We start from the raw sequence: 19,081 nt of genomic DNA, 5'->3' as shown, positions 1-19,081 counted from the left end.
GCTCACCCGGCGGTGTCGGAGAACTGCGGTTCCTGAGGCGCGTTGGTGTGCTCGCGCACCCAGCCGTGGTGCTCCACCTTGATGTGCTCGAAGGCCACGCCATTGGTCCCGGCGTCGAGTTCGGGCAGCCCCTGGTACTCCGAGACCCAGGCTTCGTGGACGGAGTAGGACAGCACCTGCTGGCCGCCCTCGTCGAAGACGTCGATGATGAGGTCGCGCCGGAAATCCTTCAGCGAGGTCTCCAGCCCGCCCGCGGAGTTCTTGAGACTCCAGACGCGGTTGGCCCACTCCTCGAAGGCGGTGTCGACCGTGATGCCGCGCTCCAGCGTGATGGCCTCGTACTCGGTGCGGCCGGGGAGCTTGCGGCTGGTGCCGGGGTCGCCGCCGTCGCGGTGCCGGATGACCTCGGTGGTGCGTCTGAGGCCGCTGACCTTGCTGATTCCGGCGATGTAATCCGTCTCCCCGCTGAACTTCACCCGGAACCGGAAGTTCTTGAACGGGTCCCGGCGTTTGACTTCGGGCATCGGTCGTCCTCCTGGACCTAGACCTGGATCTGGCCGGCGAGTTGTTGGATGTGCACGATCACGAACTCGGCGGGCTTGAGCGGGGCGAAGCCCACCTGGATGTTGACGACGCCGCGATCGATGTCGTTCTGCGGGTTGGTGTCCTTGTCGCACTTCACGAGGTAGGCGTCCTGAGGCGTACGGCCCTGGAACGCGCCCGCTCGGAAGAGGGAGTTCATGAAGGCGCCGACGTTCAGCCGGATGGAGGCCCACAGCGGCTCGTCGTTCGGCTCGAACACCACCCACTGGGTGCCCCGGAACAGGCTCTCCTCGATGAAGAGCGCGAGGCGGCGGACGGGGAGGTACTTCCATTCGCTGGCGAGGCGGTCGGCGCCCTGAAGCGTGCGCGCGCCCCAGGCCACGGGGCCTGCGGCGGGCAGCCGGCGCAGACAGTTGACGCCGAGCGGGTTGAGCCGCCCGATCTCCAGGTCCGTCAGCGGCACTTCGGGATCGCTGACACCGCTCAGTGAGGCGTCCGTACCGGCCGGCGCCTTCCAGACCCCGCGCTGCACGTCGGTCCGCGCGAGCACACCGGCCATGACACCGCAGGGTGGGAAGGGTTTCAGGGCGCCGCCGAGGAGTGGGTCGGGCGCGAGGATACGGGGGTAGTACACCGCGGCGTTCTTGCCGGGGTCGCCCAGCTCGACTTCCTTGATGTTGTCGATCACGGCGCTCAGCGCACCGGTGTTGGACGTGCCGCCCGTGGGGACGTTGGTCCATGACGAGGGCGGGTCGACCAGCAGAACGGCCCGGCGGTCGAGGCACAGTTTCAGCGCCTCGTTGCGCAGGTCCGCCACGGTCAGCCCCTGCTCGTCCAGCCAGGGGAGGTCGGGCAGGCACAGGATGTTGAAGATGTCGGTCTTCAGGAGTTGGTAGAGACCGGTCTTCTGCGCCTGGTCGCCCACGTACCGCTTGTGCTCCACGGGCCGTTCGTCCGGGGCCGCTCCGCTGCTCTCGGCTTCGGCGGGGGCGTAGGAGTACGCCGGCTTCCAGAGATCCGACGCCTCCGCCGGGACCTCGCTCTGTCCCGGCACCTTCTTGAGGGGAGCGGCCGGGTCGGAGCGCACGAGCTGTGACGACTCCAGCACATGGGCGAGGTTGCGCGGACTGTCCGGCTCGACGCTGACATTGAGGTAGCGCTCCTCCGCGCCCGTCTCCACGTCATGGACCGTCAGATTGAACAGCTTTCGCTTGGCCTCCGGGGTGTCCTTGTCCTCGGAGGTCTCCCAGTCGACGCGGGCGCGGAGATTGCGCGCCCACTGTCCCGGGGATGCGGCGAGCAGCCGGGGGACGGCCGCCGTTCCCGACGCGCCGGCGGCCGAGGCGCTCCTGCCGGCGCCGCCGGCCGACCCGGAACGACCCTTCCTCTTGTCCTCGCCGCCTGACTCGCCCTCCCCGGAGCCCGTGGAGGCGTCGTCACCCTCACCACCCGCCGCGGAAGCACCACCTGGCCCGGACGGCTGGGAATGGGACGGGCTGTCCGGCGGTGGGCTCGCGCCCATGACGAGGGGGAGCTGGACGGTCTTCTCCTCCTCCTTCACCACCCTGACGATCTCGGCCTCGCTGCCCCCGTTCAGATAGAACTGGTACACGGCATAACTCATCGGGCAGTTGGCCCGCAGGCCGCCGAAGACGGCCTCGTAGTCGGCCCAGCCGGTGATGTGCACGGGCCGGTCGACCGGCCCGCGTGGCGCGTAGCCGACGAAGGCGGCCACCGAGGTGGGCACGCCCGTGATGGTCCTGACGGAACTCTTGACCTCGTCGATGTAGACGCCCGGGTAGGTGACGTTCACCGGCATGCCGGCCCCTTCCGACGCTGCTCACTATCCGTGATCACCGTATCCAGATGTTTCGGGATTCGGCACTCTGTGCGGTCCTGTGCTGCGTCGTTCGGGTGATGGGCGCATTGCCTGCCCGGGCCGGGAATTCGCCCGGCCGATTCCTGGCAAGGAATTCCGGGAAATCCTCCTGGCCGATACACGGAATGCGACGATGGACGGAACGACAACGCCTGGCCGTGCTTCCGGGGAGGGGCCCGATGACCTACGCGTACGATCCCGAACTCATACCCTGGGCCGCACAGTTACCGCCCTTGGACTTCGGCGATGTCGCCGGGGCGCGGGCCGCGCTGACGGCGTCGATCGCGCAGCTGCCCGTGTATGAGCCGGCCGAGCCGGTGGAGGTGGCGGACCGTACGGTCCCCGGGCCGCCCGGAGCCCCCGAGGTCGCCGTGCGCCTCTACCAGCCGCAGGGGGCCGCCGGACCGCTGCCCGGCCTGCTCTACCTGCACTTCGGCGGACTGATCACCGGCGATCTGGACACCAACCACTCGGCGGTGCTGCGGATCGCTGAGCAGGCCCGGGTGACGGTGTTCTCGGTGGACTACCGACTGGCCCCCGAACACCCGTTCCCGGCCGGTCTGTACGACTGCCGTGCCGTCCTCGAATGGGTCCTCGCGCACGGCTCCGACCTGGGCGTCGACACCGAGCGGCTCGGCGTCGCCGGGGACAGCGCGGGTGGTGCGCTGGCCGCCGGGCTGGCCCTGCTCGCCCGCGACACGGGTCTCCCGCTGCGGATGCTGTGCCTGGGCTTCCCCGGGCTGGACGACCGTCTGGAGACCCCGTCCGCCCTCGCCTTCGTGGACACACCCGTCCTGGACCGCGCCGCCGCGCTGCTCAGCTGGCACCACTACCTCGGCGGCAAGGACGCCTCGGAGCGCGCCGACGTCTCCCCGTACGCCGCTCCCGGCCGCGCCGAGGATCTGACGGGGCTCCCCGCCACCTTCATCTCGGCCTGCGAGTTCGACCCGTTCCGCGACGAGGACCTCGACTTCGCCCGCCGGCTCATCCAGGCGGGCGTGCCCACCGAGGCGCACCACTACCCCGGCACCTTCCACGCCTGCACCGGGATCCCCGGGGCCGCGGTGGCGGAGCGGATGGTGCGCGACCAGATCGACGCGATCCGCCGGATTCTGCACGGCTGACCACAGCTCCAGGGGGCCGTGAGTGCGGCGTCACCGTCGCCCGGATGCCACCGCACTCGCGGCCTCCGCCGCGGCGATGAACCGGGTCACGGCCGCCGGCAGGTCCGCGCCGCGGCGCCAGGCCAGACAGACCGGGGTGGGCGGTAGGTCGTGCACCGGGACGACGCGGACAGCCGGCGGCGCCATGTCGGCCAGCGACACCACCGACAGGTGCACCGCGCCCGAACCGATCACCAGCGCCATCATCTCCGGGATGGTGTTCACCCGGTGCCGTCGGCGGATCTCCCGGCCCAGCGGGGTGCGCGGCGGCACGATCTCGTCCCACAGGTAGGCGGGGAAGGCGCCGGGGCGGTCGAAGGCGTCGTACTCGGCGATCTCCTCGATGGAGACGGAGTCCCGGCCGGCGAGGGGGTGGTCCGCGCTCACGATGACGGCGCGTGACTCGAAGTGCAGGACGTCGCTCGTGGCCAGGTCGGCCTCCTTCGGGCCGAACTTGACGACGAGGACGTCGAGTTCACCGGCGCGTAGAGCGGAGAAAGGGTCGGTGAGGTCGTAGGGGACGAGCACCGCCTGGTCCTCGCTGAACCCGGCGCCGGTGAGGATGTCCAGGGCCGTCTGCGGCGAACTGGGGTAGCCCAGGCGGATCGGGGTCTGCCCGGCCGCTTCGGCGGAAGTGCGGGTGGGGTCGGTCATCGGGGGCCTCCTCGGCGGGAGCGGCGCGGACACGGACCCGGTCGTCGGCCGCCGGACTCCCGTACGGCTTCCGTCCACGCGACCCGTACGACCCGTACGACCCCGGAAAAGCTCATGTGCCTTTTCGGGCCACGGAATTCCGGGCCAGGCTATGGGGGCGGATCGCGGCGCCGCAATATGTGGAACTCACCACCCGGGAAGTGTTTCTCACGGTTGCGGCGGGCCCGGAAAAGGCCGCGCGATTACGGGGCGCGCACGCGTACGCGAGGGCGGGTGGCCGAATCCGCCATGCCGCGATGGAGGAAAGTCGCGTCGGGCGCCGAGCGTACGACGCCCCACCCCCTGCCGCCCGTACGACGCCCCGCCCCGCGTCTTGCTGGGCCGCGCCCGTGAAAACCCAGTGGTAGCGGTGTCAGTGGGGCCGCTTATGCTGCACCGGACCATCACGCGGGACCAGGGGAGGCGCGGCATGTTCGGCAAGCTGTTCGGCAGGGGGACGGGGAGACCGGGGGAACCAGACGCCCTTCCCGTGCCGCGCAGACAGAAGAACGGGGTGTACGCCCTGCGTGCGCTCGGGGACGCCCGGGTGCTCACCCTCGTGGAAGCGGCCGGCGCCGGTGACTGGGCGGCGGTCAAGGCGGCACTGGCCCCCTTCGACCTCGGCCACGAGCAGGCGGTCCTGGGACAGCTGACCGAGGTGGACGGGGTGCAGGAGTGGATCGTCCGGGCCGCCGAGGAGGACAAGGACGACAAGGAGCTCCGGGCGACCGCCCTGCTCATCTCCGGTGCTCGCCATGTCACCTGGGGCTGGGAGGCGCGCACGTCCGCCCGTGCCGCGGACGTCAGCCGCGAACAGTGGCAGACCTTCTACGAGCGGCTGCGCATCGCCGAGGAGCACCTGCTGGAGGCCGCCGAGCTGCGGCCCGACTGGGTCACGCCGTGGCGCCATCTGCTCACCTCCGGACGTGGCATGTCCGTGGACGACAGCGTCAAGGAGGCCCGGCTCGCCGCCGGTCTGCGTCGTGATCCGCTCAACCTGGACATCCACCTGGAGTGGGTGTCGCAGGTCCAGCCCCGCTGGGGCGGAGAGCCGGGCCAGGCCCTGGAGTTCGCCCGGAAGGCCTTCGCCGGTGCGCCCGACGGGCATCGGCTCGGCTGCGTCGTCGCCATGGCCCATATCGAGGACTGGGTGGAGTCCGACGACGGCGACTGCCTCCAGGACCCGCGGATCCGCACCGAGTTGAGGGAAGCGGCGGAGCGCAGCATCCTGCACCACGCGTATGAACGCCGTCTGGGCTGGCAGGGCGACTACAACATCTTCGCCATGGCCCTCTCCCTGGCCGGCAGCAGCGCGGCCTCCAATGTCTTCCGTGAGCTGGAAGGCGCGTTCACGCGGTGGCCGTGGACCTTCATGGCCGAGCCGCAGAAGACTTACGCGCGCTTCCGCAAGGCCTTCTGAGCCACCGGCCGCCCCGTCCGCCGGCCCCCGGCCGACCTCGCGCGGCCCACCGGCCGCCCCGTCCGCCGTTTCCCCGGCCCGACCCTGCGCGGCCCACCGACCACCCAGCCGTTCCCCTCACCCCGGACTGCCCATGCCGCCCCTGCGTCACCACGCCGACGACCACGCCACCACCGACCGCACCTTCCAGGTCGACCTGCGCGGCCTGGTGGACCTCCTCTCCCACCACCTCTACTCCAGCCCCCGCGTCTACCTGCGCGAACTCCTGCAGAACGCGGTCGACGCCCTCACCGCGCGGTACGCCGTCGAGCCCGGGGGGAGCTTCGGCATCCGCCTGTACGCGGACGGCGCCACCGTACGCGTCGAGGACGACGGCGTCGGCCTCACCGAGGCCGACGTCCACAGCTTCCTCGCCACGATCGGCCGCAGCAGCAAGCGGGCCGCGAACGTCTCCGACCCCATCCCGGGCCTGGGCGGGATCGTCGAGCAACGCGGCGACTTCATCGGCCAGTTCGGCATCGGCCTGCTCTCCTGCTTCCTGGTCGCGGACGAGATCCACGTCCTCAGCCGCTCCGCCCGTACCCCCGACGCGCCCGCCGTGGAATGGCGGGGACGCGGCGACGGCAGCTACACCGTCCGCACCCTGCCCGCCTCCGCCCGCCCCCGGCCCGGCACCACCGTCACCCTGACGCCGCGGGCCGACGCGGGCGAGTGGACCCGCCCCGGGCAGGTGCACACGCTGGCCCGCCACTTCGGCTCCCTGCTGCGCCACCCGGTGACCTTCGACGACGGCAAGGGCGGCCCCGCCGTTTCCGTCAATCCCGAGCCGGCGCCCTGGTCCCGCACGCACCCCACGCCGGGCGCCCGTTCCCGCGCCCTCGCCGCCTACGGCGAGGAGGTCTTCGGGTTCACGCCGCTGGACACCATCGAGCTGGACCTGCCCGCCGTCGGCCTGAAGGGCATCGCCTGCGTGCTGCCCGAGGCGGTGCCGGCCGGGCGGCGCCACGGACACCGCGTGCACGTCAAGGGCATGCTGCTGTCGGAGCAGGCCGAGGAGATCCTGCCCGACTGGGCGTTCTTCGTCCGCTGCGTCGTCGACGCCGAGAGCCTGCGCCCCACGGCGTCCCGCGAGGCCCTGTACGAGGACGACACGCTCGCCGCCGTCCGCGACGCCCTCGCCGAGAGGCTGCGCGCCTGGATCGCCCGGGCCGCCGCCAGCGACCCGGACCTGCTGAACCGCTTCCTCCAGGCCCACCACCTGGCCGTGAAGTCGCTCGCGGTGCACGACGACGAGATCCTGCGGATGCTGCTGCCCTGGCTGCCGTTCGAGACCACCGACGGGCACACCACCCTCGACGAGTTCGCGCGCACCCACCGCACCGTGCTGGTGACGGCGAGCGTGGAGGAGTTCCGGCAGGTCGCCGCGATCGCCTCGGCCGCCGGGCTCGGCGTCGTCAACGGCGGCTACACCTATGACCGCGAACTCGTCCACCGGCTGCCCGAGATCAGGCCCGAGGCCAACGTCGCCGACCTCGACCCGGCGACCCTCACCGCGCACCTCGACCCGGTCGACCGGGACACGGAGCTGGCCGCCGCGGCCTACCTCGCCCAGGCCCGCGACGCCCTCGCCGTCTTCGACTGCGACGTCGCGCTGCGCACCTTCCAGCCCGCCTCCGCCCCCGCCCTCCTCGTCGACAGCCGCGAGGCCCGGCACGAGCGCACCCGCTCCCAGCTCGCAAGGGAGCAGGACGGCGGCCTGTGGGGCGACATCCTCGGCGCCCTGCGCCAGGAGGCACCGCGCGCCCAGCTGATCCTCAACCAGCTCAACCCGCTGGTCCGCACCGCCGTCACCATCGACGAGCCCGAACTGGCCCGCACCAGCGCCGAAGCCCTCTACGGGCAGGCCGCGATGCTGTCCCGGCGCCCGCTCAGGCCCGCCGAGTCGAGCCTCATCAACCGCTCCTTCCTCGACCTCCTCGCCCACGCCCTCCGCAAGGACAGCTGACGATGCCCACCGCACCCCGTCCTCAGAACACCGACGAGCTGTACCAGGCGCTCCAGGAGAACGACCGGCGCCCCTACGGCCGTACGCGCACCGTCACCGCCGAGGAACTCGTCGACGCCGCCGAGCAGTTCGAGGAGCCCGTCCCGCTCGTCCACGCGCTCCTCGAACTCCAGGAGGCGTACACCTACGGCTCCGAACCCCGGAAGTCGCCCGTCGTCTTCGCCCGCCTGCTCACCCTCTTCGACGAGCAGCCCGACATCTTCGACGACCGCCTGCGCCACATGCTCCACTGGCGGTTCAAGTGGGTGGGGCACGCCCTGCGCCAGCTCCCCGAGATCCCGCTGGCCAGCCTGCGCCAGTGGCTCACGGAGATGCGCGACCGCTACGAGAAGGCCGGCCACGGCCTCCAGCCCTACTACGGCCAGGCCTACCAGCTCGCCGCCCACGTCGGCGAGGACACCGCGCTCGCCTACGAGCTGTGGGCGGGCCGCACCCGCACCCGGCTCAGCGACTGCGAGGCCTGCGAGATCTGCGAGCGCGCCCGCTATCACCTCGCCGAGGGCGACGACGAGCGGGCGCTGAGCGCTTGGGAGCCCGTCCTGGCGGGGAAGGAGTCCTGCCAGGAGGAGCCGGCCCGCTCCTTCTCGTACGCGCTGCTGCCCCTGCTGCGCACCGGCCGCGCCGACCGGGCCCGCGAACTGCACCTCGCCGGTTACCGAGGCTGCCGCCGCAACCCCGCGATGTCCGGGGAGGTCGGCCGGCACCTGGAGTTCTGCGCGCTGACCGGCAACGAGGCCCGCGGCCTGGAACTGCTCGCCGAGAACCGGAGCCTGTTCGACGAGGTCGACTCGCCGCTGGACCAGCTCGACTTCCTCACCGGGGTGGAGGTCCTCCTCCAGCGCGTCGAGCACCTCGGCCACGGCGAACTGCCCGCCGCCGGATACGCGGGCCGCACCTGGACGGTGGCCGGCCTGCGCGCCGAGGTGCGGGGCCGCGCCGACGACCTCGCCGCCCGCTTCGACGCCCGCAACGGGACCCCGGCCCACACCGACCGCCGCCGGGCCCGACTCGACCGCGCCCCGCTCCAGGACGAGCTGGAACTCACCCTGCGCACCCGCAGCCTCGACGACGTGGCCCCGGCCGCCCCGGTCGCCGCACCCCCGGCCCGTACGACCACCACCGTCCCCGACGCGCTGCCCGAACTCATCCGTCGGGCACGGGCGTCGGAGGAGGAAGGGCACCCGGACGCCCGGGTCCTGTGGGCGCGGCTGCGCACGCTCGTCGACGCCGGCGACTACACCCACCCCGACGACCCGGCCGTCGGCCCGCTCGTGCGGCTGCGCGCCGACCTGCTGGCCGACGAGGGAGGCCGCGCGGGCGAGCGGGACGCGTTCACCGACGCGGTCGCCCTCCACGAGGAGGCCGCGGCCCTGTACGACGAGGCCGGTCTGCCGGGCCACGCGGGGCTCGCCCGCGCCTGCGCCGTGCTCGCCGCCGCCGAGATCTCCGCGCAGGACGCCGACGGGGCCGAGGCCAAGGCCGCCGTGCTGACCGACGCCCACGCCGCCATGGTCCGCCTGCACGAGGCCACGTCCGGCCTCGCCCCGTACCAGGAGGCCCGCGTGCTGCGGCTGCGGGCGACCGCGCTCGCCCTGCGCCTGCAGACCACGGGCAGCGAGGAGCACGTGGCTCCGGTCTTCGCCGAGGTGGACCTGCTGCACGAGTTCGCCGGCCGGCACGGCCTCTCCGGGCAGATATCCGGGGCGCTGCTGCTGCGGGCCAGTACGTACGCCATCTCCGGCGATCTGCCCGCCGCGGTCACCGAGATCGACGCGCTCCTCGACCGGCTGAAGGAACACGGCCCGGCCTGGCACCAGCCCCGCACGCTCGCCCTGCGCGGCCGGCTCCAGCTCGGCCTGCGCGACGCACAGGCCGCGTACACGGACCTCACCGAGGGCCTGCGACGGGCCGCCGACTGGCCGGCCGACACGGTCGACACCACCCGCCTGCACGGTGACCTGGCCCAGGCGTGCATGCACCTTGGCCGCCCCGAGGAGGCGCTGCGCCACCTGACGCGCTCGGCGGAACTGGACCTGCGCCGCGGCAGCCGCACGGACGCCTTCTGCACCTACAGCAACGCCGCCCAGCTCAGCCTCGACCTGGGCCGCGTCGAGGACTGCATCGCCCTGCTCGACTCCGTGCTGGCCGAGCCGGACGTCGCCGCCGGGGAGGTGGACGACCGGCTCGTCGCCCAACTGCGCCTGATCCGCGCCCGCGCGCTGCACGAGGGGGAGGACCTCAAGGCCGCCACGGCCGAGTTCGTCGCCCTCGCGGCGGAGTCGGCCGGCTGGGACGACGACCCGGGCAGCCACGCCATGATCGCCTCGGAGACGGCCGTACTCCTCGGCGAGTCCGGTGAGTTCGGCCGGGCCCGGGAGGCCGCGGACCAGGCGCTCGCCGCCCACGCCCGGGACCCGCGCTTCGAGCAGCTCAGCAGCTGCCTGCGCGAACTCGCCCGCCTCCAGGCCCAGCGGCAAGGCCCCGACGGGCTGCCGGACGCCCTCGGCTACCTCTCCGACGCCGGCCGGATCGCCGACGAGGCCCGCGCCGCACAGTACGAGTCCCGCGGCCGTTCCCTGGACACCGCTCTGGCGTACGAACACGGGCGGGTCAACGCCTACGCCGGCGAGTACGAGGACGCGCTGGCCGCACTGGAGAAGGCCCTCGCCCTGCTCGGCGAGCCGGGACCGGAGGACGAGCGCGCCGGTGAGTGGGCCGAGTGCGTCCGCCTCGCGGGTGTCATGGAGGGCACCTACCTGGAGCGCCCCGTGCCCGCCCTCGGCCGCCTCGACGCCGCCATCTCCCACCTGACCGCCCTGGGGCGCACGGAGGAGACCGAGCCCCTTATCGCCCTGGCGGCCCGGCTGCGCGACGAACAGTGACGCGACGGCCCCGCCTGCTGGTGGTACAGCAGTTGCCCCGTGCTGACCAGGGGAAACGGTAGGTGGGGCGGATGCTTGGCGTGGCTACTCGTCAGCCGGCCGGCCGCAGTGGTGTGGTGAGGCGCCTTGGCGGCCGAGCACCGAGTGCGTGCGGCGACAGAGCGCTGGGCGATCCGCCTCCATGGGGGGCATCGTCATTCCCACAGGCGGGAGGTTCAGATCCTGCCGGGGCGGCTGGAGTGGTCCCGGGACGTCCGCCCTCGCGTGCCGATCCCGGGCTACCCGCCGGCCCGGAGCATCTGGCTCGCGGCCAGCTCGCGATAGAGGACGCTGCTGACCAGCAATTCCTCGTGGCGTCCGCCTGTGGCCGTGCGGCCGTCCTGGAGCACCACGATGTGGTCGGCGTGCTGCACTGTGGACAGGCGATGGGCGATGACCAGCAGGGCGCACTCCTGGGCGACGTCCTTCATGACGCTGGTGAGCGCCGATTCGTTGATCGCGTCGAGGTGGGAGGTGGGCTCGTCCAGCAGAAGCAGCGAAGGGCGCGCCAGCAACGCCCGCGCGAGTGCGACGCGTTGACGTTCACCGCCAGAGAGGTTGCTGCCGCGTTCACCGATGACAGCGGCCAGGCCCCCGGGCAGCCGGTCGACGACCTCGTCGAGCCTGGCCAGTTCGACGACACGCCGGATCTCCGCCTCCGTGGCGTCGGGCACCGCGTAGGTGATGTTGTCGCGCAAGGTGCCGTGGACGACATGGGTGTTCTGGTCGACCACGGCGATACCCCGGCGGCAGGCGCCACGGGTGAGTTCGGTCGCGGGCCGCCCATCGAAGAGCAAGATGCCCGCATCCGGCTCGTAGAACCGCGCCACCAGGGCGAACACCGTGCTCTTGCCGGCGCCGGACCGGCCTACCAGGGCCACGTGCCGGCGCTTCGGGACAGTGAACGAAACACCGCGCAGGACCGGCCGCTCCGGGTCGTAGCCGAAGTGGACGTCGCGCAGGGCGAGGACGGGCTGCTCGCCGGAGCCGGACGGCCGGGTCGGCCGCAGTGTGGGTGCGCGGTCTTTCGGGATCTGGGGTGCGGTGGGCTCCACAGGAAGGCGGAGTGCCTCGTCGATGCGCTGGTAGGCACCCATCCCGCGTTGGACGAGGCCCACGGCGCGGAAGACGGAGGACAGCGGCAGAACGAGGTACGAGGCGTACAGCAGGAACGCCACGAGGTCACCGAGGGATCCGGCATGACCACCTACGCGCAAGCCGCCGACGACCAGGACGAAGAGGAAGGAGCCCTGGACGGCGAGTTCGACGGCGGCGCTCATCACGGAGGCGAGCTTCGCGGTGCGCACCCCCGCGCCGTAGGCCGCCTCAACCCGGGTGCCGATGCCGGCCGCCTCGCGCGCCTCGGCGCCATGCACGCGGACCATCGGCAGGGCGCCCAGGGCGCGTTCCATATCGGCGGCGACGGCACCGACCGAGCCCTGCATGTGTTCGGACGCGTTCCTGATGCCCCTGAGCAGTGAGGCGACCACCACGGCCGCCGCCGCCACGGTCACGGCGACCAGGAGCAGCAGCAGAAGGTCCAGCCAGGCCATGAGGGCGATCGCGCCGGCGGCGACCAGGCTTCCCGTCACGAGATCGACCAGGGCTTGCGAGACGACCTCCCGCAGCAAGGTGGTGTCGGCCGTCACCCGGGAGATGAGGTCGCCGCCCCGGTGGCGGTCGTACTCCCTCATCTCCAGCCGCAGCAACCGATCCACCAGCCCGTGCCGGAGTTGCCGTACGACGCCTTCGCCCATCCGTTCCAGAAGGAAGCGTCCTGCGGCCCCCGTCGCCGCCTCGACGACGAAGAGCGTGCCCAGGAGTGCCAGCAGCGGCCAGATGACCTGTCCGCGGCCGCTCGCGTCGATGACCTGCTTGGCGACGAGTGGCTGGGCCAGTCCCAGGGCGGAGCCCACGAGCGTCAGTCCGCTGGCGACGGCGATCGAGCTCCGATGCCCGGCGGTGAGCCGATACATCGTGGCCACCGCCGCCAGGGTGGACTTGTCTGCTTCGGTGACAGCGGCCCGTCCGCCGTGCGGATCCCTCGCGCCGGTCATCGTTCACTGGGCCGTGTCAACGGTTCGACGGCCACCAGCCGGGCGAAGTAGCCCTGCGGGACTCCCTCGCCGACGGGACGGCCTTCAGTCTCGATCCAGGCGTGCGCGGTGAAGGGCGGGGTGACGCGTACGCCGGTGCACCAGGTCGGCCACGTTCCGCCGAGCCGGCACAGCAGTGCCGCTCCCAGGGAGCGCGGCAGGCACCCCTTCGGTCCGGCGCAGCGCAGGCTGGCGGCGCACATGGCGTCGCGCGCGAGCTGGGCCTGCGCGGTGGTCGCGGGCGCGGCGCCGCGCCGCAGGATGCCGAGCACGGTTCGGATGTGGCGGGGCGGCAGCAGGGCGAAGGCGACGGCGGGGAGCAGGACGAGGCGGGCGGTGAGGCGTCGGGCCAGGGGCACCCCGGTGGGCCGCTCGAGCGCGCTGGGCGTCGTCATGAGGCGAGCCCCGAGTCGCGCAGCTCCCGTACGAGCGTCTCGACGTCCTGCAGGGCCTGCGCCTGGTCGATGTCGAACTCCTGGACCAGGGCGGCGGCCGCGTCCGCCTCCTTGCCGCCGTCCAGCAGCGTCCGCACCACCACGGTGGCCGTCGGGTTCAACTCCCAATAGGCACCGGCCTGTTCGTCCAGCAGTACCGTGCCATAGTCGGTCTCGGCCGTGGAGACGTTGTCGCCGAACCGCAGGGGCATGTGAGGGCCTTTCTGACGTGTTGGACAGGGGATGCGGTCAGGGTTGTGGGACATGGGCGCGGCCGCGGGTGAGTCCGCGCAGCCACACCTCCGCGGCGATCGTGGAGTAGAGGATGGCGTCGGAGAGCCCCGGGGAGGCGGGCCGCCGGGCGAGGCGGCGCAGCTCCGCGCCGTCCACCAGCCCCAGCTCCGCCAGCCGTGAGTCCTCCCACAGGGCCAGCAGGTCGGCGCGGTGTTCACGTAGCCCATTGGAGGCGTCCATGGAGGCCGTGGCCTTGTTGCTGCGCTGCAGGCACTCCTCGGGCACGATCCCGCGCATCGCGGCGCTCAGGACGGGCTTGTACCGCCAGGGTGTGACGCGCTCGCTCGGACGTACGGCGAGGCACGCCTCGATGACCCGGTCATCGAGGAAGGGAGAGGCCATCGGCAGGCCGGCACGGGCCGCCATCCGGTCCCACTGCCGGATGACGCGGGTGCACGAGCGGATCTGCTCCAGGTCGGTGTGGACCCCACGGTCCGGATGCAGCGGAGAGGCCGCCGCCGCGGCATCGAGCAGTGCCCGGCGGGCCATCCGCTCGGCCTCCGGGGTCACCCAGTCGAACAGGCGAGGGGCCATGCCCCAGCCGAGTCCCGTCGCCACGGACGGGGGCAGCGGGCCACGTAGGCCACCGGCGGCGTCGGCGAGCCACTTCCCATACGGCCGAGAGTCGGCGAGAGCGCGGAGCGTGCCGCCGAGCGGCCATTGCCACAGCGCCCGGAAGCCGCGCAACTGGCGCAGGGCGAACAGCGGACGGGTGCGCAGCAGCCGGTGGTAGTACGCCTCGGAGCACCATGCCACGTGGTCGCCGCCGATGCCGGTCAGGTGCAACCGGCTGCCTCGTGCGGCGAGGCCGGGCAGGTGGTGCAGGACGCGCGAGCGGTCCATGACGCCGATGGTGGGCTCGTCGAGGAGGTCGTCGATGCCGAGTAGATCCTCGTAGACCAGCGGCGAGGCGTCGGCGTCCCAGACCACGTGCGCGACGTCCGGTAGGTACCCCATCGCCCGCTCGGCCCAGGACAGGTCGGTGTCCGCCGGATCCCGACCCGGCCATGTACTGGCCACCACGCGGGCGGGGGAGCGGTCGGCCAGGAAGCAGACGGAGGTCGAGTCCAGGCCGCCCGACAGGTCGCAGCTCACCACGCCGCCCTGACGGGTACGCGCGCCGACGGCCTCCTGAAGTGCCGTCCGGATCAGCGGCGCCGCTTCGGCGAGCGGCCGGACCGGTTCCGGCGGTGTCCACCACCGGGTGTGCCGTACGGTGCGCCCGTCCGCGGCGACGATCACGGCGTCCTGCGGCGGAACGGCGGTGACCGCACGCCACATCGACGTCTCGAACAGCGGGTACGGGGCGGGCCACAGCAGCCTTACGGCCAGTTCCTCCACGTCGGGTTCCAGGCCCAGGACGGCGGCCAGCGTGTCGGCGCGGGTCGCGGCCACGCGCACGCCGTCGATCTCCGCGTGGAAGACGAGTCGCAGTCCGGAGGCGGTGCCCTGGACCCTGATCTGTCCGTCGAGGGCGCCGACGAGATGGAAACTGCCGGGGAGGGATCGGGCCAGCGCGTCGAGCTCCGCGAGATCACGCAACCGGGCGGCCCGGCGCCGCAGTTCGTCGGCGTCGATCGGGCAGCAGCCGACGACGGCGAGGGAGGCGCCGCCGGCGCTCGCCGTGACGATCTCGTCGTCGTGCCAGTGGCCGACCAGCCAGGGCCGGCCCGACGCGTGTGCGAGGGTCCGGCTTCCGGGGCGGGCGAAGGAGCGGGCCGCGGCGGCCGCGTCCGCACGGTCCGTGAAGACCGCGAAGTGCGCGTCGCCGGGGCCCGTCCCCGCACTTTCGTGCGTTTCAGTCATGACGTCGGGTCAAGGACCGTCGGTCGTCAGTTCTTGCTCAGGATCAGCCGGTCGTTGCCGGAGCGCTGAAGGAGCCCCGTCTCCTTCCGGAAGGAACCGAGCCGGACGAGCGTCGGTGCCTCGTATGCCTTCTTCATGACTACTCCTCACGTGCAGGCTTCGCGACCACATCCTTGACCGACGGCCCAAGAGACTGGCCGATGTGCCGTCGGTCGGCCCAGGGTTCATCGGGAACCCGGGCCGGGAAGCGGGCGCAGCAATAGCTAGCTGCGGAGCACGCGATCAGGGCAAGAGCCCTTGCAAAGTTCGGATGATGTGCAAAATCCCTAGCCCCCTGGGTTGTGCCCCCGCTCCCCTTCCGCCTGTCGTCGGCGCTGCATTGTTGTGTGACCTGGGTGTACGCATGCGCGAATGAACGTTTTGACTTGCGTTTCCGGCAGTTGCTCGCCGCACCTGCCAGGACGCGTCCGACGGCCGCCACGGGTGGCGCCGCCGGGGCGCACTCCGTGCCCTCGATGCACGTTCCTACGCGTCGCTCCGCTCCGAAACGGTCACCAGAGATCTCACCGTCGCGTGACCGTGCTCGCCTCTGCTGCCGACGGTTCGGCGCTGCTTACGCGTGTCGACGGATCGCTGGCCTCGTGCGCTTGGTCCGCGAAGGGTCCGGCGGGTGGGTTGCCTGGAGCGCAACGGTGCCTCCAGGCAACCCGATTTCAGGCACTAGAAGAAGCCGAGCTTCTGCGGGGAGTACGAGACGAGGAGGTTCTTCGTCTGCTGGTAGTGCTCCAGCATCATCTTGTGCGTCTCCCGGCCGATCCCGGACTGCTTGTAGCCGCCGAACGCCGCGTGCGCCGGGTACGCGTGGTAGCAGTTCGTCCACACGCGCCCCGCCTGGATGGCCCGGCCCGCGCGGTACGCCGTGTTGATGTCCCGGGTCCACACGCCCGCGCCCAGCCCGTACGACGTGTCGTTCGCGATCTTGATGGCGTCGTCGAAGTCGTCGAACGACGCGACCGAGACCACCGGGCCGAAGATCTCCTCCTGGAAGACCCGCATGCGGTTGTCGCCCTCGAAGATGGTCGGCCGGACGTAGTAGCCGCCCTTCAACTCGCCGTCCAGCTCGGCGCGTTCACCGCCGGTGAGGACCTTCGCGCCCTCGTCCCGGCCGATGTCGATGTAGGAGAGGATCTTCGCGAGCTGCTCGCTCGACGCCTGGGCGCCGATCATCGTGTCGGTGTCGAGGGGGTGCCCCGGCTTGATCTGCTCGGTGCGGGCGACGGCCGCCGCCAGGAAGTCGGGGTAGTTGCCGCGCTGGATCAGCCCGCGCGAGGGGCAGGTGCACACCTCGCCCTGGTTGAGCGCGAACATGGTGAAGCCCTCCAGGGCCTTGTCGCGCAGGTCGTCGTCCTTCTCCCACACGTCGTCGAAGAAGATGTTCGGCGACTTGCCGCCCAGCTCCAGGGTGACCGGCTTCAGGTTCTCCGCCGCGTACTGCATGATCAGCCGGCCCGTCGACGTCTCACCGGTGAACGCCACCTTCGCGACCCGGGGGCTCATCGCGAGCGGCTTGCCGGCCTCCGGGCCGAAGCCGTTGACGATGTTCAGCACGCCCGGCGGCAGCAGATCCGCGACCAGGCTCATCCAGTAGTGGATCGACACCGGAGTCTGCTCGGCCGGCTTCAGCACCACCGCGTTGCCCGCCGCGAGCGCCGGAGCCAGCTTCCACGCGGCCATCAGGATCGGGAAGTTCCACGGGATGATCTGCGCGACGACGCCCAGCGGCTCGTGGAAGTGGTACGCCACCGTGTCGTGGTCCACCTCGCTGATCGAACCCTCCTGTGCCCGCACCGCGCCCGCGAAGTAGCGGAAGTGGTCGATGGCCAGCGGGATGTCCGCGGCCAGCGTCTCACGGACCGGCTTGCCGTTCTCCCAGCTCTCCGCGACCGCCAGGGGCTCCAGATACGCCTCCATCCGGTCGGCGATCTTCAGCAGGATGTCGGAGCGCTCGGTGGCCGACCTGCGGGCCCAGCCGGGCGCCGCGGCGTGCGCCGCGTCGAGAGCCTTCTCCACGTCCTCCGCCGTGCCCCGCGCCACCTCGGTGAACGGCTGCCCGTTCACCGGGCTCGGGTTCTCGAAGTACTGCCCGCGGGCCGGGGGCACGTACTCGCCGCCGATGAAGTGGTCGTAGCGCGCCTGGTAGGAGACGATCGCACCCTCGGAACCGGGTGCGGCGTAACGGGTCATGCGGGGCCTCCCTCAGCAGCGCTGCCCGCCCTTGGACAGCTCTTGACGGGAGGCTAGGAAGCGGGAGGTTGCAGCGACGTTGCGTGCGGCCGAGACCGGGCACCGCCGCTCACTCGCCGACGTCGTGGCCGCCGGGCGGGCCGACGGTCACGTCGCCGGAGGGGCCGAGGTGACCGCTGGGCGGGCGAGACGTGGTCCGTGGGAGGGCCCGAGGTGACCGCCAGGCGGCCAGACGTGGTCCGTCGGGCGGGCCTTACGCTCGGGCCCAGCCCGTCGGTGCCGTCAGTTCCGATTCCAGCGCCGCGAGCCTGGCCCGAATCGCCGCCGTCGGCCGGGCGGCCGCGAGGGCGTGCCAGACGGCCAGGTCGTCCTCGCCCCACGGCGCGTGGGCCCAGTCCGCCAGCAGATCGGGGTCGCCGCGGGCGATCAGGGCCGCGCGCAGACCGTCGGCGAGCCGCTCCCGCAGCCGTACGACCGCGGGCGCCTGCGAGGCCGGCAGCAGCGGGCCCGCGTACGCCGTCACCGCCGCCGTCACCGCGCCCGCCGCCAGCCGCCGCTCCACCACCGCGACGTCCGACGCGACCGGCACGGTGAGCCGGTACGGCCGCGAGGCCAGCAGCGTTGGTCCCAACACCCCGCGCAGCCGGGCGAGTTCGGCGCGCAGCGTCACCGGCGTCACCGACTCGTCCTCGTACAGCGCGCACATCAGCTCGTCCCCGCTGAGCCCCTCCGGGTGCCGGGCCAGCAGCACCAGGATCTCGCTGTGCCGGCGGCTCAGCCTGATCCTGCGGCCGCCGGTGAGCAGCTGCGCCTCGTCCCGGCCCAGCACGGTCAGCTCGGCCGTGTCGATCGCCGGCCGCTCCGGTGCGAGCAGCGCCAGCTGCGACTCGGCGGCCCGGGCCACCGCCTGTACGAAGCCGAGGCTGTGCGGATGCGCCAGCTCGTCCCCGCCGGTGACGTCGACCGCGCCGAGCACCCGTCCGGTGCGCGGATCGTGCACCGGCGCCGCCGCACACGTCCACGGCTGGACCCGCCGCACGAAGTGCTCCGCCGCGAACACCTGCACCGGACGGTCCACGGCCACGGCCGTCCCCGGCGCGTTCGTGCCGACGGCGCTCTCCGCCCACCGCGCACCCGGCACGAAGTTCATCCGCCCGGCCTGGCGCCTCGTCGCCGCGTGACCCTCGACCCACAGGAGTCTGCCGTGCGCGTCGCACACCGCGAGCAGATGCTCCCCGTCGGCGGCGAAGGTGCCCATCAGCTCCCGGAACAGCGGCATCACCCGCGCCAGCGGATGCTCCGCCCGGTAGGCGCCCAGGTCGCCGTCCGTCAGCTCCACGCTCGCGCCGGCGTCCGGCTCCACGCCGGCCCGCGCGGAGCGGCGCCACGAGTCGGCCACCACGGCCCGCACCGGCCGCGGCACCGTGCCCGCCGCGGTGAACGTCTCGTGCGCGCGCCGCAGGATCCGTACGCGCTCGGCAGGGTCGGCCCCCGGCTCCAGGGCCACCCAGGGATCGGTCAAC

At 72.4% G+C, this 19,081-nt stretch carries 14 protein-coding genes; 4 read left to right on the top strand and 10 right to left on the bottom strand.

Going from position 1 to position 19,081, the window contains the following annotated elements:
- Window positions 1–2: 2 nt before the first annotated feature.
- Both ACZ5NW_RS31705 and ACZ5NW_RS31700 read right to left on the bottom strand, forming a co-directional pair.
- A complete protein-coding gene (locus tag ACZ5NW_RS31705) occupies window positions 3–524 on the bottom strand; it encodes a phage tail protein (protein WP_468747431.1) in 522 nt (173 codons plus the stop codon).
- A gap of 17 nt (window positions 525–541) precedes the next feature.
- A complete protein-coding gene (locus ACZ5NW_RS31700; protein WP_468747430.1) occupies window positions 542–2,362 on the bottom strand; it encodes a phage tail sheath family protein in 1,821 nt (606 codons plus the stop codon).
- A 239-nt stretch (window positions 2,363–2,601) separates the two neighbouring features.
- Here ACZ5NW_RS31700 and ACZ5NW_RS31695 point away from each other — a divergent pair, with 239 nt between their 5' ends.
- Window positions 2,602–3,546: an alpha/beta hydrolase gene (locus ACZ5NW_RS31695; RefSeq protein WP_468747429.1), complete on the top strand. Its 945-nt coding sequence runs from the start codon at window positions 2,602–2,604 to the stop codon at window positions 3,544–3,546.
- Window positions 3,547–3,576: 30 nt separating this feature from the next.
- Here the strand turns inward: ACZ5NW_RS31695 and ACZ5NW_RS31690 are convergent, their stop codons facing one another.
- Window positions 3,577–4,239, bottom strand: coding sequence for a substrate-binding domain-containing protein (locus ACZ5NW_RS31690; protein ID WP_468747428.1), 663 nt, complete (start codon window positions 4,237–4,239; stop codon window positions 3,577–3,579).
- Between the two features lie 469 nt (window positions 4,240–4,708).
- Between ACZ5NW_RS31690 and ACZ5NW_RS31685 the strand changes: the two genes are divergently transcribed.
- The 3 genes from ACZ5NW_RS31685 to ACZ5NW_RS31675 all read left to right on the top strand — a co-directional run bounded on the left by ACZ5NW_RS31685 (window position 4,709) and on the right by ACZ5NW_RS31675 (window position 10,645).
- Window positions 4,709–5,698, top strand: coding sequence for a hypothetical protein (locus ACZ5NW_RS31685; protein ID WP_468747427.1), 990 nt, complete (start codon window positions 4,709–4,711; stop codon window positions 5,696–5,698).
- 133 nt (window positions 5,699–5,831) lie between these two features.
- Window positions 5,832–7,703 carry an HSP90 family protein gene (locus tag ACZ5NW_RS31680; RefSeq protein WP_468747426.1) on the top strand — a complete coding sequence of 624 codons (1,872 nt, stop codon included), beginning with the start codon at window positions 5,832–5,834 and terminating at the stop codon, window positions 7,701–7,703.
- Window positions 7,704–7,705: 2 nt separating this feature from the next.
- Complete coding sequence (locus tag ACZ5NW_RS31675) at window positions 7,706–10,645, top strand: hypothetical protein (protein ID WP_468747425.1); 2,940 nt, start codon at window positions 7,706–7,708, stop codon at window positions 10,643–10,645.
- A gap of 278 nt (window positions 10,646–10,923) precedes the next feature.
- On the opposite strand, the gene ACZ5NW_RS31670 is transcribed toward ACZ5NW_RS31675, so the two are convergent.
- The 7 genes from ACZ5NW_RS31670 to ACZ5NW_RS31640 all read right to left on the bottom strand — a co-directional run bounded on the left by ACZ5NW_RS31670 (window position 10,924) and on the right by ACZ5NW_RS31640 (window position 19,080).
- Window positions 10,924–12,660 (bottom strand): ABC transporter ATP-binding protein, encoded by a 1,737-nt coding sequence (locus ACZ5NW_RS31670; RefSeq protein ID WP_468747602.1) that lies wholly within the window; start codon window positions 12,658–12,660, stop codon window positions 10,924–10,926.
- 77 nt (window positions 12,661–12,737) lie between these two features.
- Complete coding sequence (locus ACZ5NW_RS31665) at window positions 12,738–13,175, bottom strand: lasso peptide biosynthesis B2 protein (RefSeq protein WP_468747424.1); 438 nt, start codon at window positions 13,173–13,175, stop codon at window positions 12,738–12,740.
- Window positions 13,172–13,426 (bottom strand): lasso peptide biosynthesis PqqD family chaperone, encoded by a 255-nt coding sequence (locus tag ACZ5NW_RS31660; RefSeq protein WP_468747423.1) that lies wholly within the window; start codon window positions 13,424–13,426, stop codon window positions 13,172–13,174. Before ACZ5NW_RS31660 ends, ACZ5NW_RS31665 begins: the two co-directional genes overlap by 4 nt.
- Window positions 13,427–13,463: 37 nt before the next feature.
- Entirely contained in the window at window positions 13,464–15,314 is a 1,851-nt protein-coding gene (locus ACZ5NW_RS31655; RefSeq protein ID WP_468747422.1) for a lasso peptide isopeptide bond-forming cyclase, read from the bottom strand.
- A 26-nt stretch (window positions 15,315–15,340) separates the two neighbouring features.
- Entirely contained in the window at window positions 15,341–15,451 is a 111-nt protein-coding gene (locus ACZ5NW_RS31650) for a keywimysin-related RiPP (RefSeq protein WP_184966700.1), read from the bottom strand.
- A 583-nt stretch (window positions 15,452–16,034) separates the two neighbouring features.
- Window positions 16,035–17,558, bottom strand: a complete 1,524-nt coding sequence (gene exaC, locus ACZ5NW_RS31645; protein ID WP_468747421.1) for an acetaldehyde dehydrogenase ExaC — start codon at window positions 17,556–17,558, stop codon at window positions 16,035–16,037.
- A gap of 253 nt (window positions 17,559–17,811) precedes the next feature.
- On the bottom strand, window positions 17,812–19,080 hold the full coding sequence (locus tag ACZ5NW_RS31640) for a winged helix-turn-helix domain-containing protein (RefSeq protein WP_468747420.1): 1,269 nt from the start codon (window positions 19,078–19,080) through the stop codon (window positions 17,812–17,814).
- Between the last annotated feature and the right edge of the window lies 1 nt (window position 19,081).

Source organism: Streptomyces sp. NPDC032126 (genome assembly GCF_055580085.1).
Note: the sequence above shows the minus strand (reverse complement) of the source record. Positions and strands in the feature narration are given on the sequence as shown.